Annotated in this window: 21 protein-coding genes; 15 read left to right on the top strand and 6 right to left on the bottom strand. The window is 41.0% G+C overall.

Annotated features, from left to right (window positions below):
* The first annotated feature begins 2 nt into the window (after positions 1-2).
* The 4 genes from J4N23_RS19645 to J4N23_RS19660 all read left to right on the top strand — a co-directional run bounded on the left by J4N23_RS19645 (position 3) and on the right by J4N23_RS19660 (position 6211).
* Positions 3-656, top strand: a complete 654-nt coding sequence (locus J4N23_RS19645) for an NAD-dependent epimerase/dehydratase family protein (protein ID WP_207429552.1) — start codon at positions 3-5, stop codon at positions 654-656.
* Entirely contained in the window at positions 653-2518 is a 1866-nt protein-coding gene (locus J4N23_RS19650) for an ABC-F family ATP-binding cassette domain-containing protein (protein WP_207429553.1), read from the top strand. The genes J4N23_RS19645 and J4N23_RS19650 overlap by 4 nt, the downstream gene beginning before the upstream one ends.
* 65 nt (positions 2519-2583) lie before the next feature.
* Positions 2584-4446 (top strand): tRNA uridine-5-carboxymethylaminomethyl(34) synthesis enzyme MnmG, encoded by a 1863-nt coding sequence (gene mnmG / locus J4N23_RS19655; protein WP_207429589.1) that lies wholly within the window; start codon positions 2584-2586, stop codon positions 4444-4446.
* A 130-nt stretch (positions 4447-4576) separates the two neighbouring features.
* Positions 4577-6211, top strand: a complete 1635-nt coding sequence (locus tag J4N23_RS19660; protein ID WP_207429554.1) for an Ig-like domain-containing domain — start codon at positions 4577-4579, stop codon at positions 6209-6211.
* On the opposite strand, the gene J4N23_RS19665 is transcribed toward J4N23_RS19660, so the two are convergent.
* Positions 6192-6713 (bottom strand): gamma carbonic anhydrase family protein, encoded by a 522-nt coding sequence (locus tag J4N23_RS19665; RefSeq protein WP_207429555.1) that lies wholly within the window; start codon positions 6711-6713, stop codon positions 6192-6194. The two genes, J4N23_RS19660 and J4N23_RS19665, sit on opposite strands and share 20 nt — an antisense overlap.
* A 19-nt stretch (positions 6714-6732) precedes the next feature.
* Entirely contained in the window at positions 6733-8319 is a 1587-nt protein-coding gene (gene nadB, locus J4N23_RS19670; protein WP_207429556.1) for an L-aspartate oxidase, read from the bottom strand.
* 413 nt (positions 8320-8732) lie between these two features.
* Between nadB and nadA the strand changes: the two genes are divergently transcribed.
* A complete protein-coding gene (gene nadA, locus J4N23_RS19675) occupies positions 8733-9725 on the top strand; it encodes a quinolinate synthase NadA (RefSeq protein WP_207429557.1) in 993 nt (330 codons plus the stop codon).
* A gap of 73 nt (positions 9726-9798) precedes the next feature.
* Complete coding sequence (gene thiL / locus J4N23_RS19680; protein ID WP_207429558.1) at positions 9799-10842, top strand: thiamine-phosphate kinase; 1044 nt, start codon at positions 9799-9801, stop codon at positions 10840-10842.
* A gap of 37 nt (positions 10843-10879) precedes the next feature.
* Here thiL and rmuC read toward each other — a convergent pair whose 3' ends face one another.
* Complete coding sequence (rmuC, locus tag J4N23_RS19685) at positions 10880-12190, bottom strand: DNA recombination protein RmuC (protein ID WP_207429559.1); 1311 nt, start codon at positions 12188-12190, stop codon at positions 10880-10882.
* A 200-nt stretch (positions 12191-12390) separates the two neighbouring features.
* On the opposite strand from rmuC, the gene J4N23_RS19690 reads away from it, so the two are divergent.
* Positions 12391-13083: a zinc metallopeptidase gene (locus J4N23_RS19690; RefSeq protein ID WP_207429560.1), complete on the top strand. Its 693-nt coding sequence runs from the start codon at positions 12391-12393 to the stop codon at positions 13081-13083.
* A 909-nt stretch (positions 13084-13992) separates the two neighbouring features.
* On the opposite strand, the gene apaG is transcribed toward J4N23_RS19690, so the two are convergent.
* Together apaG and dusB are read right to left on the bottom strand one after the other, a co-directional pair.
* Positions 13993-14379, bottom strand: coding sequence for a Co2+/Mg2+ efflux protein ApaG (gene apaG / locus J4N23_RS19695; RefSeq protein WP_207429561.1), 387 nt, complete (start codon positions 14377-14379; stop codon positions 13993-13995).
* Between the two features lie 46 nt (positions 14380-14425).
* Positions 14426-15418, bottom strand: coding sequence for a tRNA dihydrouridine synthase DusB (gene dusB, locus J4N23_RS19700; RefSeq protein WP_207429562.1), 993 nt, complete (start codon positions 15416-15418; stop codon positions 14426-14428).
* Between the two features lie 68 nt (positions 15419-15486).
* On the opposite strand from dusB, the gene J4N23_RS19705 reads away from it, so the two are divergent.
* Genes J4N23_RS19705 through J4N23_RS19720 form a run of 4 tightly spaced genes read left to right on the top strand, consistent with a single transcriptional unit; the run spans position 15487 to position 18468 of the window.
* The gene (locus J4N23_RS19705; RefSeq protein ID WP_207429563.1) at positions 15487-16407 is read left to right on the top strand and encodes a CPBP family intramembrane glutamic endopeptidase; all 921 of its coding nucleotides are present in this window, start codon (positions 15487-15489) and stop codon (positions 16405-16407) included.
* The gene (locus J4N23_RS19710; protein WP_207429564.1) at positions 16397-16603 is read left to right on the top strand and encodes a putative signal transducing protein; all 207 of its coding nucleotides are present in this window, start codon (positions 16397-16399) and stop codon (positions 16601-16603) included. The genes J4N23_RS19705 and J4N23_RS19710 overlap by 11 nt, the downstream gene beginning before the upstream one ends.
* Complete coding sequence (locus J4N23_RS19715) at positions 16600-17403, top strand: phosphatidate cytidylyltransferase (protein WP_207429565.1); 804 nt, start codon at positions 16600-16602, stop codon at positions 17401-17403. The genes J4N23_RS19710 and J4N23_RS19715 overlap by 4 nt, the downstream gene beginning before the upstream one ends.
* Before the next feature lie 12 nt (positions 17404-17415).
* Positions 17416-18468, top strand: coding sequence for an energy transducer TonB (locus J4N23_RS19720; protein WP_207429566.1), 1053 nt, complete (start codon positions 17416-17418; stop codon positions 18466-18468).
* A gap of 30 nt (positions 18469-18498) precedes the next feature.
* Here the strand turns inward: J4N23_RS19720 and mfd are convergent, their stop codons facing one another.
* Positions 18499-21849: a transcription-repair coupling factor gene (gene mfd / locus J4N23_RS19725; RefSeq protein ID WP_207429567.1), complete on the bottom strand. Its 3351-nt coding sequence runs from the start codon at positions 21847-21849 to the stop codon at positions 18499-18501.
* Positions 21850-22056: 207 nt separating this feature from the next.
* On the opposite strand from mfd, the gene J4N23_RS19730 reads away from it, so the two are divergent.
* From J4N23_RS19730 to J4N23_RS19745, 4 genes are all read left to right on the top strand, one after another.
* Positions 22057-22473, top strand: a complete 417-nt coding sequence (locus tag J4N23_RS19730; protein WP_207429568.1) for a DUF4199 domain-containing protein — start codon at positions 22057-22059, stop codon at positions 22471-22473.
* A gap of 108 nt (positions 22474-22581) precedes the next feature.
* Positions 22582-22758 carry a DUF2752 domain-containing protein gene (locus tag J4N23_RS21045; protein WP_242689299.1) on the top strand — a complete coding sequence of 59 codons (177 nt, stop codon included), beginning with the start codon at positions 22582-22584 and terminating at the stop codon, positions 22756-22758.
* Between the two features lie 10 nt (positions 22759-22768).
* Positions 22769-23128, top strand: coding sequence for a TM2 domain-containing protein (locus tag J4N23_RS19740; RefSeq protein WP_207429570.1), 360 nt, complete (start codon positions 22769-22771; stop codon positions 23126-23128).
* Positions 23129-23130: 2 nt separating this feature from the next.
* A complete protein-coding gene (locus J4N23_RS19745) occupies positions 23131-23355 on the top strand; it encodes a DUF2905 domain-containing protein (protein WP_207429571.1) in 225 nt (74 codons plus the stop codon).
* Positions 23356-23417 lie beyond the last annotated feature (62 nt).

The following is a 23417-nucleotide window of genomic DNA, read 5'->3' on the forward strand; positions in this document are numbered from 1 at the left end:
AATTGAAAAAAGTAGTAATAGCCGGCGCATCTGGACTGGTAGGCAGTCACCTTCTGAGACTTCTAAATGAGCAGCCTGAAGTAACGGAGATTGTGCTATTGGTTAGAACGTTAATTCCCGGGCTATCGACCAAAGTGAAACAGATCATGATAAACTTTGACAAGCTCTCCTCCTACGGTCGGGAAATTACAGGAGATGCCGTCTACTGTTGCCTGGGAACGACCAGAAAGAAAACTCCTGATCTAAACACATATTATAAAATAGACCACGACTACCCGGTTGAGCTAGCAAAGCTTGCTTCTCGGAACGGTATAAACCAGTATCATTTGATATCAGCTATGGGAGCGAACGCCAACTCCTCAATTTTCTACAACAGGGTTAAAGGAGAGACAGAGCGAGATATCGGAGCAGTCAACCTGCCTTCCACCCTGATATACCGACCATCGCTGATAACGGGCAATAGATTAGAATCAAGACCGTTTGAAAAAGTGGCAGCGGCCTTTATGAGCACTATTAATCCTTTTTTATGGGGGCCGCTAGAAAAATACAAAAGCATTGAAGCTGAAACCATCGCACAGGCGATGGTAAATCAGACATTTTATAACAAACTGGGGATACAAATCTTCCCTTCAAATATTATCAAGCGATTAGCATGAGCATTCTATCAGGAGAACAATTAGGTCATTCCTTTAACGATAATTGGTTATTTAAAGATGTTACCGTGGGTTTTGCGCGCGGACAGCGAGTAGCACTTGTTGGGATTAATGGATCAGGCAAAACGACGCTTATGCGAATTCTAGCCGGAAAAATTGCCCCAACAGAAGGCAAAGTAGTTAAAGAAAAGGATCTAAATATAGGATACCTGGAACAGGATCCCAACTTCGGAGGGCAGCGAACTGTTGCTGATTACATCTATAGTCTAGAAAATCCTCAGCAGCAGTTAATAAGGAAATACGAAAAGTTACTAGCCTCTCCCTCCTACGAAGAAGACGAACTAAATAGATTGATAAACGAACTTAGTGAGTTAAATGCATGGGAGTATGAACACGAGATTAAAACAATTTTACAACGGCTTTCCATCTACAATCCCGATCAAGAAATTGAAAGTCTTTCAGGTGGTCAGAGAAAAAGGCTGGCGCTTGCGAAGCTTCTAATAGACAACTCCGACGTATTCATTCTTGATGAGCCAACTAATCACTTGGATATAGAAATGATTGAGTGGCTAGAGAACTATCTTACTACTGGAAACAAGACTATTATCATGGTAACACACGACAGGTATTTTCTGGACAATGTGTGTAACCATATAATAGAGCTCGAAAACAAGAAACTATATAACTACCATGGTAAATACAGCTACTTCCTAGAAAAAAAAGCTGCTAGAGAAGCAGAAGAAGCTTCGACACTTCAGAAAAACAGAAATCTTCTACAAAAGGAGCTGGAATGGATGAGAAGGATGCCTAAGGCCAGAACGACAAAATCAAAATCAAGAATTGATGCTTTTTATGATTTAGAACAAAAAACAAGAGGCCAAAAAATCAATCAAAAGGTAGAATTAGCCACGAAGGTTTCAAGACAAGGGAATAAGATTCTGGAACTGCATAACGTGTCTCACGCATATCAGGAAAAGCAGATTTTCAACAATTTCAGTTATACCTTCAAAAAGGGAGATAAGATAGGTGTAGCAGGACGAAATGGAACCGGAAAAAGTACCTTATTAAATATTCTAACAGGAACGCTTAAACCTGCTCAAGGCGAAGTCATTATCGGCGAAACAACAGTGTTTGGATACTATCGTCAGGATGGATTGACAATAAAAGAGGATGAGCGTGTAATTGATGTAGTTAAAAACGTGGCTGAATACATTACTATGAGCGATGGAAAAACACTGACAGCTTCTCAAGTACTTACTCACTTCCTCTTTCCTCCCGCCAAACAACATACCTTCGTAAATAAACTGAGCGGTGGAGAAAGAAAGCGCTTGCAATTAATGAGGGTATTAATGACCAACCCAAACTTTTTAATACTTGACGAGCCTACTAACGATTTAGACATTGATACCCTCAATGTACTAGAAGAGTTTTTAGAGAACTACAATGGCGTCCTCCTCTTGGTCTCCCACGACCGCTACTTGATGGATAAGTTGACCAATCAGCTCTTTATCCTTGATGGGAGTGTATATATTAGGATTTATTCAGGAAATTACACAGAATATCGCCTCGACAAAGAAGAGGAAGATCAGCAAAATAAAAACAGGGCGAAGGAAGCCAAAGTTGAGAAAGTGACTGAGTCGTCACCAAAAAGCAAACTAAGTTTTAAAGAAGAGCGAGAATTAGAGAGCCTTGAATCGAGTATAACAGACACAGAATTGGTAATCGAGAAGCTAACAAGATCTTTGAATGACACTCAAGATCCGGAGGAGCTAGCTAAAATCGCTACTGAAATAGAAAACAAAAAACGGTCGCTTGAAGAGTTTACACTTCGGTGGATGGAACTTGTAGAAATTAAAGAAAGTTAAAAAAGAACGTTTTTCTTTTGTTCCACGTGGAACAAAAGAAAAACGTTCCACGTGGAACAAAAGGAATGTTTAAAGAATACGATATAATTGTTGTTGGAGCAGGACACGCGGGTTGTGAAGCTGCTGCTGCTGCCGCAAATCTTGGATCTTCTGTTTTGCTCATTACTATGAACATGGGGACGATCGCTCAAATGAGCTGCAATCCGGCGATGGGAGGAGTAGCAAAAGGTCAGATTGTAAGGGAGATTGACGCTATGGGCGGTTACTCGGGAATAGTTACTGACAAGTCGATGATTCAGTTTCGAATGCTTAACAGATCTAAGGGACCAGCTATGTGGAGTCCTCGAGCTCAAAACGATCGCATGCGCTTCGCAGAAGAATGGCGCCTAATTTTGGAACAAACGCCAAATGTCGACTTCTGGCAAGATATGGTTAAGAGCCTTCTGGTGAAGAACGAGACAGTCTGCGGAGTTGTTACTTCCTTAGGTATAGAGATTAAATCGAAAGCTGTAGTCCTCACCAATGGAACATTTCTTAACGGTATAATACATATCGGTGAGAAAAAAATGGGCGGTGGAAGGACTGCTGAAAAGGCTGCAACAGGAATAACTGAACAGCTTGTAGAGCTGGGATTTGAAGCAGGTAGAATGAAGACAGGCACTCCCCCAAGGGTTGATGGAAGAAGTCTGGATTACGCGAAGATGGAAGAACAATGGGGCGACGAAGAACGAGGCCGCTTCTCTTATACCGAGGTAGAGCTTCCGACTGAACAACGTTGCTGTTGGATAACATACACCAACGACAAAGTTCACGAAACCCTAAAAGAGGGATTTGAAAAATCGCCTATGTTCACTGGCCGGATTAAGGGCCTAGGCCCCCGGTACTGTCCCTCTATAGAAGACAAAATAAATCGCTTTGCAGAGCGAGAGCGGCACCAAATATTTGTTGAGCCTGAAGGCTGGAATACTGTTGAGATCTATGTTAACGGCTTCTCTACTTCCCTGCCCGAAGACGTTCAATACAAGGCGTTAACGTTGATTCCAGGATTTGAAAAAGCAAAGATGTTTCGCCCGGGATATGCTATTGAGTACGACTACTTCCCTCCTACTCAACTGAGTCTAACGTTAGAAACAAAGCGCATTAGTAATTTATTTTTTGCAGGTCAAATCAATGGCACAACAGGTTACGAGGAAGCTGCGAGTCAAGGATTCATCGCAGGCCTAAACGCTCACCAAAAAATTAACGATAGACATGAGCTAATTATGAAAAGGTCTGAGTCGTACATCGGTGTACTAATCGACGACCTGGTAACGAAAGGAACTGAAGAACCTTATCGAATGTTTACTTCCCGAGCTGAACATCGTCTTCTACTTCGTCAGGATAATGCTGACATTCGGTTAACACCAATTGGTCATCAGCTTGGCTTAATTAACGAGGACCGTATGGAAAAGGTAAAAAGAAAAATTAATGAGTCAGATGAAATCGTCCGCTTCCTGAAAAACACTTCTGTTGAAGCGCCAGAGGTGAACGGATTGCTGGAGGAACTGGGAACTTCTCCCCTTTCTCAAAATGTAAAAATGTTCCAGCTTCTCACCCGCCCCCAGGTAGCGCTTTCTGATTTACGAAAGATGAACAACGCCTTCGACAATCTCCTAAAAAACTATCCTAAGGAAACTATTGAGCAGGCCGAAATAAAGGTTAAGTACGAAAGCTATTTCGAAAAGGAGATGGAGATCGTTGGGAAAATGAGAAAAATGGAAGATCAGGAAATTAACCCTGATTTTGACTATCATAAGTTGGTGTCCCTTTCTAAAGAGGCCAGGGAAAAATTGGTAAAGATAAAACCACGAACTCTGGGGCAAGCCTCACGTATTTCTGGGGTTTCACCATCCGATATATCAGTTTTAATGGTTCATCTATCCAAATAAGAGTAAATTACTGATATACAGGAAGTTACATTTTAAATAAATGACTCGATTTAAACCCATATAAAAGAAGATCTCTAAAATCGAATGATAATATTCCAAAAACGAGTAAAATCGCTTAAAACGCCTAAAAATGACTAATAACAGAAAACAGCATATTTGGCTCGTTTTTATAAAGCAGATTTTTGCTTTTTTTCTGCTTTCTGGCTGTGCTAGTATTCAAGCTCCTACTGGTGGGCCAAAAGACACGACCCCTCCTAAGATCCTTGAGGAGTCACCTAAGAATTTTACCGTCAATTTTAAAGCTGACGAAATCAACATCGTGTTTGATGAGTTTTTTAAACTTAATGAAGCTTTTAAAGAAATCAGTCTTTCACCAGCGGTTGATAAAATACCAGAATACAGAATTAGAAAGAAAACGTTAAATATCCGACTTCAGGACACGCTCGAAAGAAATACAACTTATACGATCAATTTTGGTAGAGCGATTGGCGACTACAACGAAAATAACATTCTGAAAAATTATGTCTATGTTTTCTCTACAGGAGCTAAAATAGACTCATTGTCAATAAGCGGTACTGTTACCAATGCGGTTACAAAAAAACCCGAACTAGACGCAACGGTGTTTCTGCTTCCCTTAAGTCAAGATACCATTTTCGGAAAGAGACGCCCAAATATATTTACCACTACCGACTCTTCTGGTAACTTCAAGCTAAGCTATCTTCGGGAGAATACTTACCGTATATACGCGCTTAAAGAACAAGGAGGAGGAGATAAAATTTACAACTCTGCTAACGAGGCAATAGCGTTTTTAAATAATCCTATTGCACTTACTAAAGATACAGCAGACATAAAGCTCGAGATATTCCAGGAGGAACCTGCAAACTTCCGGATTACAGACCGCAAAATTGAAAACAGCGGTCGCATTGTCTATGCCTTTAATAAACAGCTTGAACAGCCTTCTATCAAAATCTTAAACCCAGCAGCTCTTGACCGAAACAAAGTTGTTGAGTTTAGCAAAAAAAGAGATACAGCCTATGTTTGGACAGAGAACATGAACTTTGACTCTATCACGGTAGCTATCCAAAATATGGGTAAAAACCTCGACACTACTGTCATAAGAAGGAGCAAACGAGATACCTATAACCAGACATTAGCAGCAACTGACAACACATCAGGCGGCAGGATTAAACCCGGTACCGACCTAACGATCAGCTTTTCAGGCCCTGTTGCCAGTATCGATCCAAAAAAGATAAGCCTTCTGCAAGATTCCGTTCCCGTAACCGGCTTACGAATAATACCGGATAGCAGTTCGACAAGGCGTTTTGCGTTCCGTTATCCTTGGCGGAAGGAACGACAATATATATTAAATATTGACGATAACGCTGTTACGGGCTTGTTTGGAGGAAAAAATAAGCTTTTCAACAAGCAATATCTAAGAGACGATGAAGAGAACTATGGTAATCTCACATTAAAAGTAACAGTACCGCCAAAATCAGGAAATTACGTTATTGAGCTTCTCGATGCTGAAGATGAAGTGATGCAAACTGATGCTATCACTTCTAACACTACGCTTAATTACCAAATGTTTTCCCTCGGAAAATACACCTTCAGGGTAATATACGATGAAAACAAAAATCAGAAATGGGATACAGGGAACGTTAAAGAGGGAAAACAGCCAGAAAAGATCTGGAATAGTGGTAAGGAAATAACGTTAAGGGCCAACTGGGACTTAGAGGAAGAATTAACTATTCCTCCTCTTCCGTAAACCAGCTTGAGTACATTACATAGTTTTTAGGCAATTGCTCCAACATCTGTCGTTGTTGTTCAGTAATTGCCTTCACCTTCTTTGCAGGGCTGCCTGCATATATAAAACCAGATTCGCAAACTGTATTCTCCAGTACCACTGAGCCAGCCGCTATTATAGTAAATTCCTCTACCACAGCATTGTCCATAACAATGGCTCCCATTCCTATTAGCGTGTTACGTTGTAGAGTACAGCCGTGAACTAAGGCATTATGACCTATGGAGACGTTATCGGCGATAGTAGTTCCAGCTTTCTGGTACGTACAGTGAATAACTACTCCGTCCTGTATATTCACGTTGTTCCCAATCTTAATAAAATTAACATCTCCCCTAACCACCGCATTAAACCAAACTGAGCAATTGTTGCCCATTACTACATCGCCAACAAGGGTACTGTTCTCCGCTATGAAGCAGTTCTGGCCCCAAGCGGGCGACTTTCCTTTTACTGGTAATATTAATGCCATCTGTAGGATTCTTAAAATATTAAAACACGGTGTCGGTAGGATTTTTTAAATGCTTGGGATAGTCAGTTGTATAATGCAGACCGCGGCTTTCCTTACGGATCATAGCAGACTTAATAACAATGTAGGCGCACTGAATCACATTTCGCAATTCACATAATTTTACTGAAAGCTTTGTCTTTTTGTAAAAGTCCTCCGTCTCTTCATACAGCAATCCTAGCCTTCTGAAAGCACGGTCAAGACGAAAATCCGAGCGCACAATTCCTACATAGTCACTCATTATCTTCTGTGTTTCCCGCAGATTGTGAGTCACGAGGATATCTTCGTTTGAAAGTTTAGTGTTTGTATCGTCCCACTCGGGAATATCCTCAGGAATGATATTTTTGTTAAACTCCTCCATAGCTGCGAGATAAATCCGATGAGCAAAAACGGTTGCCTCTAACAAAGAGTTGGAAGCCAAACGATTAGCACCATGAAGCCCAGTAGAGGAACATTCGCCGCAAGCGTATAAGCGCTGGATAGAAGAGCGACCAAATTCATCAACCAAAATTCCCCCGCACATATAGTGACAAGCTGGCGTAACCGGAATAAGATCTTTGGTCATGTCCAGACCGATACTTAAGCACTTAGCATAAATATTAGGAAAATGTGAAAGAATGTCGTCTTTCGAGCGATGACGAATGTCCAGATAAACGAAATCGTCTCCCGACTTTTTCATCTCCGAATCTATAGCGCGGGCGACAATATCCCTTGGGGCTAATGAACCGCGCTCGTCGTAATTCTGCATAAACTCATTTCCATTTCGATCACGCAAAACCCCACCAAATCCCCGAACAGCTTCAGATATCAAGAAAGACGGATACTCCCCCGGATTATATAAAGCAGTGGGGTGAAACTGAATAAACTCCATGTTTCGCACCTTTCCCTTCGCCCGGTACACCATAGCAATACCGTCACCGGTGGCAATAGTTGGATTTGTAGTATTCGAATAAATGTGTCCCGCACCTCCCGTTGCCATCACTGTAACCTTCGAAAGGAACTTTTCCACAGTATTAGTATGCGTGTTCAATGCATAAATTCCGTAGCAAGTTATATTATCAGAGCGTCTACCCACAAACTCACCTAAATGGTGCTGAGTGATGATTTCAACAGCAAAATAATGCGTGAGAATCTCAATGTTCGGATTCTGATGTATTTGCTCTAGCAGCGCCCTTTCTATTTCAAATCCTGTGATATCCTTATAATGTAAAATACGATGCTCTGAATGGCCTCCTTCCTTTGCCAGATCGTATGAACCGGGCTTTGTCTGGTCAAAATTAGTCCCATAATCAATGATCTCCTGAATGCGCTCTGGACCCTCCTTCACTACGATTTCCACAATGGCCGGATCACATAAACCATCCCCTGCGATCAGGGTATCTTCTATATGTTTGTCGAAAGAATCTGTTTTATCCACAACTACGGCAACTCCACCTTGAGCATACTTAGTGTTTGATTCGTCTTCATTCGCTTTCGTAACTATCAGAACTTTACCATGTTTGGCGGCCTTAAGTGCAAAACTTAAACCAGCAATACCAGAACCAACAACTAAGAAATCAACATTCTTCATCTAATAAATAATTTGCTAATTGTAATCTTACCGTGCTTATGTGGATAAACACTGTAAAGATGTTAATTTTGTACAAAAAGAAGTTTAATATTTTCTAACAAGAAAAACTTGACGGTATTAAAGTGTTAAAACCGCCGTATTTTAAGAAAGTTTTCAGCAGAAGAAATGGGAGTTCTTAACGTTTTACTTACTGAAAGAAATTCACTGTAAAAATCCAGCCAGAAAAATTTTAGAAATTCAAAAACTTAGAAACCAAGCGATTGTATAGTCCACAGTGTTAGTAATATGTTGAAAAGTAGTAGAAAACAAAAAAATCAAAAATTAGTTTCACATCTTCTTCACATAACTAACACCCTAATAAACCATAAGAATATCTTTTAAAAGAATAATTGTATTTTATTGAAGTGTCAGAAATGGATATTTTTGAAGAAATAAATATCAAGGGTTTTGTCGACGAACCTATTGATCCCACTCTAGATCTTTTTGAAGAAATAGAGAAATTAAAAAAAGAAAAGAATGCAGTGATCCTGGCGCATTATTACCAGGAGCCGGACATTCAGGATATAGCTGATTATATCGGGGACAGCCTTGGTTTATCGCAGGAAGCAGCTAAAACAGATGCTGATATTATTGTCTTTGCTGGCGTGCATTTTATGGCAGAGACGGCAAAAATATTATCACCAACGAAAAAGGTACTGCTGCCGGATTTAAAAGCCGGATGTTCTTTATCGGATAGTTGTCCGCCGCATTTGTTCTCGAAGTTTAAAGAGAAATATCCTGATCACCTGGTGATTACGTACGTAAATTGCTCTGCTGAGCTGAAAGCACTAAGTGATATTGTTTGTACGTCTTCAAATGCGGTTCAGATTGTCGAGAGCCTACCGAAAGATCAGAAGATCATATTTGGTCCCGACAGAAACTTGGGTACTTACGTAGCGAAGAAAACGGGAAGAGACTTAGTGTTGTGGAATGGTGCTTGCATGGTTCATGAGATATTTTCGATGCAGCGGATAGCGAAGCTAAGAGCTCAGCATCCTGAGGCAAAGTTTATAGCTCACCCTGAATGTGAAGATGCCATCTTAAAAACAGCAGACTATATCGGGTCTACTACAGGATTGTTAAAATACACAATGAACAGCGAGGCGAAAGAGTTCATTGTAGCAACAGAAAGCGGAATTATTCATCAAATGGAGAAGGCAAATCCGGGAAAAGTGTTCATTCCTGCCCCTCCAAATAATACTTGTGCATGTAATGATTGTCCGCACATGAAGAGAAATACACTGGAGAAGCTGTATTTGTGTATGAAAAATGAATTGCCTGAAGTATCTGTTCCTATGGACGTGATAGAAAAAGCAAGGTTACCAATTGAACGGATGCTGGAAATTTCAGCGAGACTTGGATTGTAAATAATTCATCTTCTATCAGTTACCTGCGCTAGTTGTTCAAATTGGCAAAATTTAATTTTTAATTTTAATTTCTGTGTTTGAAAATAAAGAAAGAACCGATATTGGTACGCTGGGGGAATTTGGTCTAATAGATCATCTTACGAAAAACATCGAATTAAGAAATCCTTCGACCAATAAAGGTGCTGGTGATGATGCCGCCGTACTGGATTTTAGTGGTAAGAAAATGTTGGTTTCGACCGATTTGCTGCTTGAGGGCATCCATTTCGACTTAGCGTATACCCCATTGAGGCATCTTGGCTATAAAGCGGTTCAGGTTAATTTGAGTGATATTTATGCCATGAATGGGACGGCTACACAGATAACCGTGTCACTTGGGTTGTCAAGCAAGTTCCCGCTAGAAGCGATAGAAGAGCTTTATGAAGGGATATTGATAGCCTGCAAAAAGTACAATATCGACTTGGTTGGAGGTGATACGAGCTCTTCAAAACAGGGCTTAGTAATCAGTGTAACGAGTATCGGTTACGCAGACGTAGAGGAGATTTGTTATAGAAATACTGCCGGGGAAGGAGATTTGATCTGTGTTTCCGGTGATTTAGGAGCGGCTTATATTGGATTGCAACTACTGGAACGGGAAAAGCGGATTTTCCTTGAGAACCCAAACATTCAACCCGATTTGGAAGGGAAAGACTATATCGTCGAAAGACAGTTGAAGCCGGAAGCGAGGAAAGACATCATAGAAATACTCCGCGATTTAGGAGTGAAACCAACTTCCATGATTGACGTTTCTGATGGGCTTTCTTCTGAAGTTATTCACATCTGTACACAATCAGAAAAGGGTTGCAATTTGTATGAGGATAAGATACCTATTGATCCGATGACTTATGAAACAGCTCGCGATTTTAACCTTGACCCGACAATCTGTGCGTTAAGCGGAGGTGAAGACTATGAGTTGCTATTCACAATCAAGCAGTCGGATTATGAGAAGATAAAATTCAGTCCTGATATCAGTGTTATCGGTCATATCACCGAAAAAAGTGCGGGGATGAATATTGTTTCCAAGTCGGGAAATGTGCATCCCTTGAAAGCGCAGGGCTGGAATTCCTTCAAAAAAGATTAGTCTTAGTTCCACGAGGAACAGGAGGAGAAGTGGTGATTCACTCGTTGTTTAACAACTTTTCTTCCAATACTTTAGATGTTTTTGCACCTAGTTTGCGTAGGTTTTCCACCCTACCCACCAAGTTACCTGAACCGGTGCTCAGCTTATTGAAAGCTTCTGAATAAGAATCTCGGGCTTTATCTAAACTAGATCCGATTTTCTGCAAATCGCTTACAAAGCCAACAAATTTATCATATAAGGCGCCAGCTTTTGTAGCAATGTCGATGGCGTTCCGTGTTTGTTGCTCCTGTTTCCAGATAGATGCAATAGTTTTTAAAGTAGCCAGCAAGGTCGAAGGAGTAACCACTACTACCCGTTTCTGCCAGGCAAATTCAAACAGCTCGACATCGTGCTGAACAGCTATCGAAAACGAGGACTCGATTGGAATAAAAAGTAAGACAAAATCTGGTGAATTTATCCCATACAAGTCACAGTAATTCTTTGAACTCAGGTTTTTGATGTGATTTTTAATAGAGAAAAGATGATCATTTAAGTAAATAATTTTGTCATCGTCCGTCTCGCAGTTAACCAGTCGCTCATAAGCCAGGAGAGAAACTTTAGAGTCAATAACCAAATGCTTGTTATCAGGGAGCGAAATAAGTACATCAGGCTGATAGCGGTTTCCAATTTCGTCCGTAAAGCTATTTTGCTTTTGATAGCTTTCCCCCGCTATTAAACCCGATGCTTCCAATATCCGATCAAGTACCACCTCACCCCAGTTCCCTTGTTTTTTTGAGTCTGCTTTTAAGGCTCTGGTAAGATTATGAGCCTCCTGACTTATCTGCTTGTTCAGCTCGATCAATTTGGAAATTTCGCCTTTCAGAACGTTTCTTTCGTCCGATTCAGACTTGTATACTTTTTCTACTCTTTCTTCAAACGACTTAATTTTATCCTTTAATGGATTAAGCAAAGAATCGAGGTTACTTTTATTAGTCTCTGTGAAGCGGACCGATTTTTCCTCCAGTATTTTTCCTGCTATCAATTCAAACTCCTTGTTGAATTTCTCCTGCAGTCGTTCAATTTCTAGTTTCTGTTCAGCAATTTTCTCTTGCTGAGCACGGAAATACGACCGGGTACTTTCGTAAGATTGATTAATTTCTAATAATTTCTGACGTTCCTGTTTCAATTCATCTTCTATCCGTTCTTTTTCTGATTTAAAAAAATTAGCTTTTTCTTCTGACCGTGCCAGTTCAACTCTCAGGTTTTGGTTCTCCTGTTCTTTAGCGCGGAGAGAACTGTTCTTTAGCAGTGATAGGAATAGTAGAACAACTAATAAAATTATTATTGCCAGAAGTATTTGTATGTACATTGCTAAAAATTTTATCAAAAATAATGATTATAACAGAAGGAATGAAAGAAGAGGCGAGGGAAATCTGGACGATCGAAAACTGCAGAAATGTCAGCAGAGAGCATATTTTTTCTGACGTTAATTCGTTTAAAATTTATAAAATCCTTTAAATTTAGCAGGGAACACTTTTTGATAACATATAAGCATAAAAACATAACACTATGGGTTTGATATTATTTATTGGTATCGCAATAATCAGTTTTATTGTCCAGGCCAGATTTAAAAGTAAGTTTAGAAAATATTCAGAAACGCCACTACATGCTGGCTTAACAGGTAGAGATATTGCTGAAAAAATGCTTCATGACAACGGAATTTATGACGTTCAGATCCGTTCTGTAGAAGGTTCTTTGTCTGATCACTATAATCCGGGTGACAGAACGGTAAATCTGAGCCCGGAAGTTTATCATGGACGTAGTATTGCAGCGGCCGCGGTAGCAGCACATGAGTGCGGTCATGCTGTTCAGCATGCTAAAGCATATTCCTGGTTGCAATTCCGTTCAGCAATGGTTCCGGTAGTGAATATTGCTTCCAATCTGCTTCAATGGGTCTTTATGTTGGGAATCATCTTATTTGCTTCCGGTATAGGCCACACGTTATTACTGGTCGCCTTCGGAGCAATGATTGTTGTTACCTTATTTAGCGTGGTAACACTGCCCGTGGAGTTTGATGCAAGCAACAGAGCGTTAGCCTGGCTGCAGACGAACCGTGGAATTATGCAAACAAGCACAGAACATACACAAGCGAAAGATGCACTATGGTGGGCTGCCATGACCTACGTGGTTGCGGCGCTTGGATCAGTAGCGCAATTGCTTTATTTAGCAATGATGCTATTTGGTGGCAGAAGTGACGATTAGTAAAGATTGAAGGCTAATTAGAAAAAAAGGCGTCTCATAAGTGAATTATGAGGCGCCTTCTTTTTATGGCCTGCCGAGCCCGATATTATTTAGAGGGAAGATTTAGCTTTTGTTATCAGGAGAAGGCTTTTCAAACAGGTTATTGCTTCTGTCAGCGACTACGAGAAGAACACGCTTGCTTTTCTACTTTCTCTTTGAAGGATCGAAAGCAACCCAATCTCCACCTTGGTTATCCCCGAAACAGAGCGCTTGCAAGCATAATTGCTTTTTATATTTCCGAAGACCAGTTAGACACTAACAAATCTTTGCTCGCAGTAGTTGGTACTCTGCTCGCCTGTTTGTATGGGCTTCCTTTTTTTGTTCCTTTGTAAAGGGTTAAAGGCCCCTGTTTATAAATTCCTCGAGGACCCATCTTATTCGTAAATACGGTGAAGAATGGCACAAAAAGTACTGCGCTAATGTACCAGCACGGCTCTTGTGCGCTTTACATTGCTTTTGAGTGCACGGTGAGTGCACGTTGCTAGCACCTTAAGTGCAGGTTTTGCCGGAAAAACCTGCACTTATTATCTACTTGTTACCTTGTGACTATTCTTACACTTACACTCAATACTGGTAGTCAGGGCTTCCTTGCTCCTCTTCTTCTTAACTTAAGCTTTTATATCAACCTCCATTACATGTTTTTAACGGGTAAATCCCTTTCCGCACCAGTTTGCAATAGGAAAGTTGGTAACTGCGTGATAAGAACGTAGTCCAAACGTGCCGTAGGATGCTGTACTGAATAATTTAGAATAACTGCTGCCGAGTGCTAATCTACAGCTTGTAAGGGGTTTTAAGCGCTGGCGCTTTTATATAGAAAGAGAGGCTGTCCCAAAAAGTGGCAGCCTCTCTTTTTATGGGGTACAAACAAGTTTAATTCAGTTTATATGGGGCAACCATATAAAATTCAGGAATTTGAACATCAAATTCCTCGTCATCAACAAGGCGTCTCATCTCATATGTACCCTTCATGCTTCCCATGTCAGTTTTCAAATTACATCCCGATACGTACTCATGGTAACTACCTGGCTCAATGACTGGTTGTTGCCCAACTACTCCTTCTCCCTCTACTTCCCTGTGTGTACCATTCGAGTCAAATATGTACCAATGGCGGCGCATTAACTGGACACTGTAATCTGTCAAATTTTCTATGGTGATTTTATAGGCAAACATATAATGATCGTTTGCCGGATTGGAATATTCAGGCTGGTAGACAGTATCTACCGATATTTTAACGCCTTCAGTAATTTGTGTTACCATAGCTTTCTCGGGTTTAAGATAAAGATGTAGTTCTCAATTTCAAAAATCAAGCCATCTCAATTTCAAAATTCAATTTTATCTCATCCAACAAGTTAAAAATAGTTTCGAGATTGTCTGAAGACACTAATTTCATCCGATATTCCTTGAAGTTTGGAATGCCCTTAAAATAATTTGCATAATGCCTTCGCATCTCAAAAATACCTGTTTTGGGACCCTTCCAGGCAATTGACTTTTCCAGATGAGTTCTGCAGACTTCTACCCGTTCAGAAATTGTGGGGCCAGGCAAAATTTCTCCTGTTTTAAAAAAATGTTTTACCTCTCTAAAGATCCATGGGTAACCAATTGATGCTCTTCCAATCATGATGCCGTCTACTTCATACTCCAATCTCCAATTAGCAGCCTTCTCAACAGAGTCCACATCACCATTTCCAAAGATTGGAATTTGAATTCTTGGATTTCTTTTTATCTCGCGGATCAATGTCCAGTCGGCATGTCCCTTATACATTTGCGCGCGGGTTCGACCATGGATGGTTAAGGCCTTTATTCCCACGTCCTGCAATCGCTCTGCAACTTCGTAAACGTTTTTGGTGTTATCGTCCCAGCCGAGGCGCGTTTTTACTGTAACCGGTAGATGCGTGGATTCAACAACGGCTTTTGTCATTCTGACCATTTTGTCGATATCCTGTAAAAGGCTTGCACCTGCACCGCGACAAGCAACGTTTTTTACCGGACAACCGTAGTTGATATCGATAAGATCGGGATTGGCTCTGGTAGCAATTTGAGTGGCTCCCCTCATGGTATCAATATCACTTCCGAAGATCTGAATCCCGATGGGTCTTTCGTACTCAAAAATATCCAGCTTTTGAAGACTCTTCGCTGCGTCCCTTATCAAACCCTCGGAGGAAATGAACTCTGTGTACATCATGTCCACACCATTTTGCTTACAAACAAAACGGAAAGGTGGATCACTCACGTCTTCCATTGGAGCCAACAACAACGGAAACTCACCTAAATCAATATTTCCAATTTTTACCGACATCAGCTTTGATTAATACGATTATCTTTGTCTGTTTTAAAAATCACAAAATTACAAATAAATAGCTGATCATGACTGAATACGGGTCAGAAGACCGTCATCCTTTCACCTCGCTTCTGTACCTCCTGTTTTTCTGCGTCATTGGTTCGATAGCCTTTACTTTTATCGCAGTTATTGTTTGTTTTATGATCTATGGAGATGATGCACTTACTGCCATAACCGGCGGAAGTACTGACACGAGTATTCTTAAAATCATTCAGGCCTTTACTTCAGTAGGCACATTTATTCTTCCTTCTATATTTTTTGCAAGACATCAAAGTTCATCAGTAAAAGCTTACCTGAAGTTTAATCAAACAGTAGATCTAAAACCAATAATATTAGCTGCTGCCATTGTCTTCGCTGCTTCGCCCTTCATTGAGTGGACGATTTACTTGAATCAAATGATGAAGCTTCCCAGCTTTTTAAAAGGTATTGAAGTTTGGATGAAGGCACAGGAGCTGAAACTTGAGGGGCTGACAAAACAATTGCTGTTAATGAAAACGCCGACAGACCTATTGGGTAACCTGCTTGTCATTGCAATTATTCCTGCTATCGGCGAGGAGCTACTTTTTAGAGGATGCCTTCAGAAGATTTTGATTAAGTGGACCGCGCATTATCATGTAGGAATTTGGGTGGCAGCTGTAATTTTCAGTGCCATTCACGTACAATTTTACGGGTTTCTACCGAGGATGGTCTTAGGCGCTTTATTTGGCTATCTGTTTTTCTGGAGTAAAAATATCTGGGTTCCTATTGTTGCTCATTTTATAAACAACGGCACTGCTGTAGTGGGCGCCTATATATATCAACAACGGGGCGAGTCGCTGGATCTGATAGGTAAGCAGGAAGATATAAGTCTCGCATCCACTATTTTTAGTGTGATTTTAACCGGTATTTTGGGTGTTGTCTTCTACAGATCGGTAAATAAGAGAAAAGATTTAAGCGATGAATACTGAATGGATAAAAGTATATAGCTCAAACGATTTTTATAAGTCGGAGCTGGTGAGGCAAGTCTTGGTGGATCATGAAATAGAAGCGGTTTTACTTGATAAGCAAGGTTATCCTTACAAAGTGTTCGGGTATGTCGAGGTTCATGTATCGCCGGCTAATGCCGAAAAAGCATTGGAGATTATCAATACGAATGAGCTATGAAGACAAGAGCAATAACTGGTTTTTTCTTCGTGCTGGTTATGCTGGCTTCGGTAATTTTTAGTCAGTATGCCTTTGCTATCTTTTTTACAATTCTAAGCTTATTATCACTTTACGAGTTTTATCAACTGGTAGAGGCCGATGATACCAAGCCCCAAAAGATTACGGGTATACTAATTGGAGCCAGTATTTTTATTCCGCTGATACTTCATTTCCTGAATGATGTTCCCTTAAGGTTTGTGTCCGTTTCTATTCCATTTATTGTGATTACCTGCATTGGCGAATTGTATCGCGCAACCAGCCGACCATTTTCAAACCTCGCGTTTACTTTTTTTGGTATCCTCTACGTGGTGATACCTTTTGCCATCTTTTGCTCTACCGCTTTTTTTGAAGGAACTTTCAATTATCATATACCGCTGGGCATCTTGTTACTTCTATGGGCGAGTGACACGGGCGCCTATTTATTCGGGGTTAAATTCGGGAAGACTAAGTTATTTGAACGCCACTCTCCTAAAAAGTCCTGGGAAGGCTTTTTAGGTGGAATGTTCACGAGTTTAGTGGTTTCATTTATCCTGGGTACGCAATATCTCGAACTAGATCCAATACACTGGGCGGTCATGTCGTTCTTAATTGTAGTGGGGGGAACCTACGGAGATCTATGTGAATCTATGCTGAAGCGAAGCATGAACAAAAAGGATTCGGGAACCTTGCTTCCCGGACACGGAGGTCTTCTCGACCGTTTCGACGGCCTGTTGTTTGCTGCGCCGCTGGTTTTTGTATATTTATATCTGATCTCATCTTAACAGTAATAACGTATGATGGATAAAGACCAAATTGGTTCTGAAGAAAATGAAAGCCAAACCTTAGTTCAAAAAGATCGCTCTCTACTTTATATGGGAGTGGTACTTGGCCTAATCATTTTGGTAATGGGCTACCTAACGTTGTTTGTAGACGATCCTTGGAAAATCTTCAAAAAAGAAGAGCGGCCGACTACAGTAGTTGAAGACAGTTCCGGATCTTTATTAGATGAAAGTAGTTCCATGAGCGACGTGGAGGTAAGAACCTCTTTAACCAAATTCATCGAGGCCTTTTATTATGATCAGAGGCGGGGGTACTTTGATCCTCCTAGTTACTTTGCTAACATAACCGAGACGTTTCACAATTATCACAACCTTACTCATTCTCGTTTGAGAGACATTTATTGGAAACGATTGGAGGATATGCAGAACCTTCGTCGCGTATGGGTCGTCTCTTCCCTTGATTTTAAGCGGGAAGGAGAAAAATTAATTGCAACCTACTGGGCTAAAGAAAGCTATTTCAGACCTTCATTACGCCAGCAGTATTCTGCACTGGTGAAGTATGAGATGGTGATCAACGAGCAGGGAAAGATTATATCCCTTAAAGACGTTGACGTAAAAAATGAAGAAATTTTCCAGGTGGCCCCTGATACGACTGCTGTAGAAGAATCTCCGGCTAGTCCAGGTAGCCTCGAACCTTCAGCTAATGATCCGCAAAATACTGAAAATAAAATTTTTGATGCCAGTGTGGTAGATGTTCAACCCGAGTTTCAGGGCGGACAAAAAGAGTTAGTACGGTATATATCTACCAACCTGAGATATCCTGTTGCGGCTAAACAAAATAATATCCAGGGAAAAGTATATGTTGCCTTTGTTGTGGAGAAGGACGGGCAAATTACAGAGGTTAAAGTGAGGCAGGGAATTGGAAGCGGTGCTGATGAAGAAGCTGTAAGGCTGATTCGCAATTCGCCGAAATGGAAACCGGGAGTTTTAAAGGGCAGCCCTGTCAGGACCTACAACGTGCTCCCGATAACTTTTCAACTAGCACAGTCAGAACAAAATAAAAAGTAGATCCTGCTTTAAGCGAATCTACTTTTATTGTTAGACAGGTACGTGTACAATCTCTTCGAGCGTGGCAATTGCTTCATCCAGACTGGTAATATGATCAAAAGCGATTCTCAGCGTACTTTTTACCTCTTTTAAATTACAGCGTCTTGGATTCTCTTTGACAAACTGCAATACTTTGCTGAAAGCTTCGGTTTCAAAGTACCGCGATTGCTGATCCGAAACAAAATATCCCTTCAACGCATTCTTTTTGTAGGTGATTTTCTCAAAGCCAATCTCTTTTCCCAGCCATTGTAGTTTCAAGGTATTCAACAACTCCCGAACCTGTCGCGGCAACGGACCAAAGCGGTCCACTAGCTTAGTGCTGAACGCCTCGAGCTGCGTCTCATTTTCCAGTTTCGAAATCTCCGTGTAGAGGTTATACCGTTCGGTGATGTTGGTAACGTAGCTATCAGGAATTAGTACCTCCAGGTCGGTATCAATTTGGGTAAAAGAAATAACAGGCCGTGGCTTCTCATCTTTAAACAGATCCTTAAATTCGTCGTCTTTTAGCTCCTGAATTGCCTCGTCCAGTATCTTATGATACATCTCAAAGCCGATCTCCGCAATGAAGCCGCTCTGTTCCGCACCAAGTAAATTCCCGCTTCCTCGGATGTCAAGATCTCGCATAGCGACATTGAAGCCGCTCCCCAGATCTGAGAACTCTTCGATTGCGCTCAAGCGTTTGCGTGCTTCAGGCGTCAATGTTGATAAAGGGGGACTCAGAAGATAGCAGTAAGCCTTTTTATTGGAGCGGCCCACCCGGCCCCTCATCTGGTGGAGATCGCTCAAACCAAACATATGAGCATGGTTGATCAGAATGGTATTTGCGTTAGGAATATCTAGTCCGGCCTCAATAATGGTGGTCGCTACCAAAACATCAAATTCTCCATTGATGAACTTCAACATCACATCTTCCAGCTCATCTCCTTCTAGCTGTCCGTGTGCGATACCCACCCTCGCTTTTGGAACCAGTTTTTTTATTAGCCCACCTAATTGAGGAAGATCCTGAACACGGTTATGAATAAAGAAAACCTGACCGTTTCGGTCTATTTCATACTCAACTGCTTCCTTAATCAGCACTTCATTAAATACATGAAGCTCGGTGACTACCGGCTGGCGGTTAGGAGGCGGAGTAGAAATGATAGAAAGATCTCTTGCTCCCATCAGGGAAAAGTGCAGTGTACGGGGGATGGGGGTAGCAGTGAGTGTGAGGGTATCTACGTTTGCGCGCAGCTGCTTTAGTTTTTCCTTCACCCCTACACCAAATTTTTGTTCCTCGTCGATAATTAATAAGCCTAGATCCTTGAATTTCACGTCTTTGCTCACGAGGCGGTGTGTACCGATGATGATGTCAATCTTGCCCTCATTCAGCTTTTGCATTGTTTCCTTGATCTGTTTGCTCGATTTAAACCGATTCACATAATCAATATTACATGGAAAGTCTTTCAACCTGGAACTAAAGGTTTTGAAGTGCTGCAGGGCAAGGATGGTGGTAGGTACCAATACTGCCACCTGCTTGCTATCGGCAACAGCCTTAAAGGCTGCTCTTACGGCAATCTCTGTTTTCCCGAAACCTACATCACCACAGACTAGCCTGTCCATAGGGTGTGGGGATTCCATGTCTTTCTTTACGTCTGCAGTTGCTTTTTCCTGATCTGGGGTATCTTCATATATAAAAGAGGCTTCCAGCTCCGTCTGCAAATAAGTATCCGGGTGAAAAGCATTACCAGTTTGTGCCTTTCTCACCGCATATAATTTGATCAGGTCCCGGGCAATGTCTTTAACTTTTTTTTTTGTCGTCCTTTTAAGTTTCTCCCAAGTATCTGTTCCCAGCTTGTTCATCTTCGGAACAGTACCTTCTTTCCCTGAGTATTTGGAAATGCGGTTAAGTGAATTGATGTTTACATAAAGAAGGTCGTTATCGGCATAGATCAGGCGGATCATCTCCTGCGTTTTACCGTTTACTTCCACCTTTTCTAATCCAGCATATTTCCCAATCCCGTGATCAATATGGGTGATATAGTCGCCGGGCTTCAATTCCCTGAGTTCCTTCAGCGTGATGGATTGGGACCGGGAATAGCCTTTCTTTAACTTGTATTTGTAGTAACGATCAAAAATCTGATGATCAGTATAGCAGGCCAACTTTTGTCCGTAGTCGATAAAGCCCTCGCGGAGCGACAAATGAATAGGGGTAAATTTTACGGTTTTGTCAATATCCTCTACAATAGAGTAAAGCCGTTCCGCCTGCTTAGCAGAATCAGTGAAGATGAGATTGCTTATTTTTTCTGACTCATTCTGCTTAATATTATGAATCAGTAGGTTGAAATCTTTGTTGAAAGAAGGCTGGGGTTTGATATCAAAATCTACAGTAGCGGTCGGCTGGTAAAAAAACTGCTTGCCAAACTCTATAATAGAAAAATCTCTAAGCTGGTCAGCGAGCAACTTTTCATCACTGAAGTTAAATTTTGGATCAATCCATTCGGGATTTTGTTGTTTATCCGCTGCAGGTATGCCTTTCCATAAATCACCGGCTTTTTTATAACCGTCTTTCAAAATATCCAATGTGAATTGCACGTCTTTAAACCAAATAACCGTGCTGCTATCGATGTATTCGAGTAGGGATATATTGTGGTCCGTCAAAAATTTCGACTGCACATTGGGAACGATAGTAATGCTTTTCACATGTTCGGCCGACAGCTGATCTTCTATCTGAAATGTGCGGATACTTTCAATAAAATCTCCAAAAAACTCTACCCTGTAGGGCAGGTCGTGCGAGAAGGAGAATATATCTACAATTCCTCCGCGTATGGAAAACTGCCCCGGCTCGTATACAAAATCTACGCGTTCAAAATCGTACTCAATTAAAAATTCATTGATAAAATCGATGCTCAGTTTATTCCCGGTTGATATTTCAAGTGTGTTTTTTTCCAGCGCCTCGCGGTTAATTACTCTTTCAGCCAGAGCTTCCGGGTAGCTAACTATTAGTTTCCCAAACTCCGTCGAATGAATCAGCTCGTTCAACACCTCCGCCCTTTGTAATACATTACTGCTATCGGGCTGGGTAAAATCAAAAGGTTTTCTGTATGAGGAGGGAAAAAGGAGAATCTCCTTATCCAGCAGGTTTTCGAGGTCACTTTGAAAAAAGGCCGCCTCTTCCCTGTCGGGCATTACGAAAAGTAGATTGGTATGCTGTAAAAAGTAGTAAGCCGTGGCTACCATCGAATCGCTCGATCCCACCAGGCCTTTTAGATGAACCCGGGGACTTTTGCCGGCATTGACTGCCTTTGCCAAAGTTTCTACTCTCGGGTCGTTTTTGTATAGATCTAAAATATCTCTAACGTTCACAATAAAAAATCAGCTGCAAATATATGTTGATTGACGAAGCTACTATTTCAAAATTACAGATGGGCCCTTTTGTTTTTACTTTCCTTATTTTCAATTAATTTATCACATACGTAATAAGTTCAATTTTTTGGGTGTCAAAAAAGGAACAATTTCTGCTTAGCAACTGTTAAAAATACATCAACCGACACTTTTTATAAATATATTACTATGAAAAACGCATTGAAATATGGATTGATGGTTGGGGCTATTACAGGGGTATATATTTTTATTATGCACCTTTTGGGCGTGTATCACCAGACTACAGGCGGCCCCTTCAACATTCACTGGCTTGAATACATTTATGTGCTGGTTCCCTTTACTGTATTATTTCTGGGCATCAGAAACTTCAGAAACAATTACAACGGGGGGAGACTGGAATTTTTTGAAGGTATAATGGAAGGCTTTAAAATTATTATAGTTGGATTTGTATTGTATGCCGCCGTTGGCGCTATCTATATGCAGTATTCCGGCTCTACCATGCTTACTCTCGATTACTTTCAAAGAATTGGAGCTGCCGGTATCATTGCTGTTGTAGTTAATGTGATTGTTTCATTAGCTTTGATGAACAAACAGCATAATTTGTAGTTGAAACCCCAGCTTAAGCATCTCGAATTGATTGTTTGGATAACCGCTATTGCTGCTCTTGCACTAGCGGATCCTTCTCGACCCCATATTAGTTTCTGTATCTTTTCCATGGCAGGTTTTTCCTGGTGCCCTGGTTGCGGTTTGGGAAGATCTATAATATTCCTCCTTCATGGTGAACTTTTAGCTTCCCTCAACTTGCACTATTTCGGTTTGCCGGCTTTGGCAATTCTGGTTTTGAGAATCTATACTTTAACTAAAAAGTATTTTTTATCTTACTCAAAATAACCTAATTGCTATGGATTACCGACCACTAATTTATTCACTGAAAGACATCACTCCTCAGGAATTTCAGTTCTTACAAAAAATCATGGAAAGCATGACCGAGGCACAGGCAAGGGAGTTTATCATGTTTTACTCTGGTAAGCGAAAAACCCCTTCCGAAATATTACTTTTGACCTTAATCGGTTTTCTGGGAGTGGCAGGGATAGAGAGGTTTGTGATAGGCCAAATAGGCATGGGTATACTCTATCTATTAACCGGGGGACTTTGCTTGATTGGTACAATTGTAGATGCCATAAATCATAAAAGTCTTGCACGGGAAAACAACGAAAAGGCAGCCCTGGAAAGTGCAGGTATGGTGAGACGAATGTTGTAACAATGAACAGTGAGATAGGCAAATGGTTAATTGTGGCAGGTGGCCTGATTCTCTTTGCAGGCCTCGTCGTGTATTTCTTCCACAACAAATTGCATTGGATTGGTAATCTGCCGGGAGACATCAGGATAGAACGTAATAATTTTAAGTTCTATTTCCCGATTACGACCATGATACTCGTCAGCCTGTTAATAAATCTTGTGCTAAAGATCGTCCGATGGTTTAACTAATTATTACTTTTGCGGGGTGATACCACAAGATCCACAAGTTCTATATTCCCTGGGAATCGCGG

Source organism: Pedobacter sp. SYSU D00535, from assembly GCF_017355855.1.
Lineage (GTDB): Bacteria > Bacteroidota > Bacteroidia > Sphingobacteriales > Sphingobacteriaceae > Desertivirga.

Coding starts and splice junctions, on each gene's coding strand:
- J4N23_RS19650 (WP_207429553.1), top strand. CDS start 653: ATGAGCATTCTATCAGGAGAACAATTAGGTCATTCCTTTAACGATAAT.
- mnmG (WP_207429589.1), top strand. CDS start 2,584: ATGTTTAAAGAATACGATATAATTGTTGTTGGAGCAGGACACGCGGGT.
- J4N23_RS19660 (WP_207429554.1), top strand. CDS start 4,577: ATGACTAATAACAGAAAACAGCATATTTGGCTCGTTTTTATAAAGCAG.
- J4N23_RS19665 (WP_207429555.1), bottom strand. CDS start 6,713: ATGGCATTAATATTACCAGTAAAAGGAAAGTCGCCCGCTTGGGGCCAG.
- nadB (WP_207429556.1), bottom strand. CDS start 8,319: ATGAAGAATGTTGATTTCTTAGTTGTTGGTTCTGGTATTGCTGGTTTA.
- nadA (WP_207429557.1), top strand. CDS start 8,733: ATGGATATTTTTGAAGAAATAAATATCAAGGGTTTTGTCGACGAACCT.
- rmuC (WP_207429559.1), bottom strand. CDS start 12,190: ATGTACATACAAATACTTCTGGCAATAATAATTTTATTAGTTGTTCTA.
- J4N23_RS19690 (WP_207429560.1), top strand. CDS start 12,391: ATGGGTTTGATATTATTTATTGGTATCGCAATAATCAGTTTTATTGTC.
- apaG (WP_207429561.1), bottom strand. CDS start 14,379: ATGGTAACACAAATTACTGAAGGCGTTAAAATATCGGTAGATACTGTC.
- dusB (WP_207429562.1), bottom strand. CDS start 15,418: ATGTCGGTAAAAATTGGAAATATTGATTTAGGTGAGTTTCCGTTGTTG.
- J4N23_RS19705 (WP_207429563.1), top strand. CDS start 15,487: ATGACTGAATACGGGTCAGAAGACCGTCATCCTTTCACCTCGCTTCTG.
- J4N23_RS19710 (WP_207429564.1), top strand. CDS start 16,397: ATGAATACTGAATGGATAAAAGTATATAGCTCAAACGATTTTTATAAG.
- J4N23_RS19715 (WP_207429565.1), top strand. CDS start 16,600: ATGAAGACAAGAGCAATAACTGGTTTTTTCTTCGTGCTGGTTATGCTG.
- J4N23_RS19720 (WP_207429566.1), top strand. CDS start 17,416: ATGATGGATAAAGACCAAATTGGTTCTGAAGAAAATGAAAGCCAAACC.
- J4N23_RS19730 (WP_207429568.1), top strand. CDS start 22,057: ATGAAAAACGCATTGAAATATGGATTGATGGTTGGGGCTATTACAGGG.
- J4N23_RS21045 (WP_242689299.1), top strand. CDS start 22,582: ATGGCAGGTTTTTCCTGGTGCCCTGGTTGCGGTTTGGGAAGATCTATA.
- J4N23_RS19740 (WP_207429570.1), top strand. CDS start 22,769: ATGGATTACCGACCACTAATTTATTCACTGAAAGACATCACTCCTCAG.
- J4N23_RS19745 (WP_207429571.1), top strand. CDS start 23,131: ATGAACAGTGAGATAGGCAAATGGTTAATTGTGGCAGGTGGCCTGATT.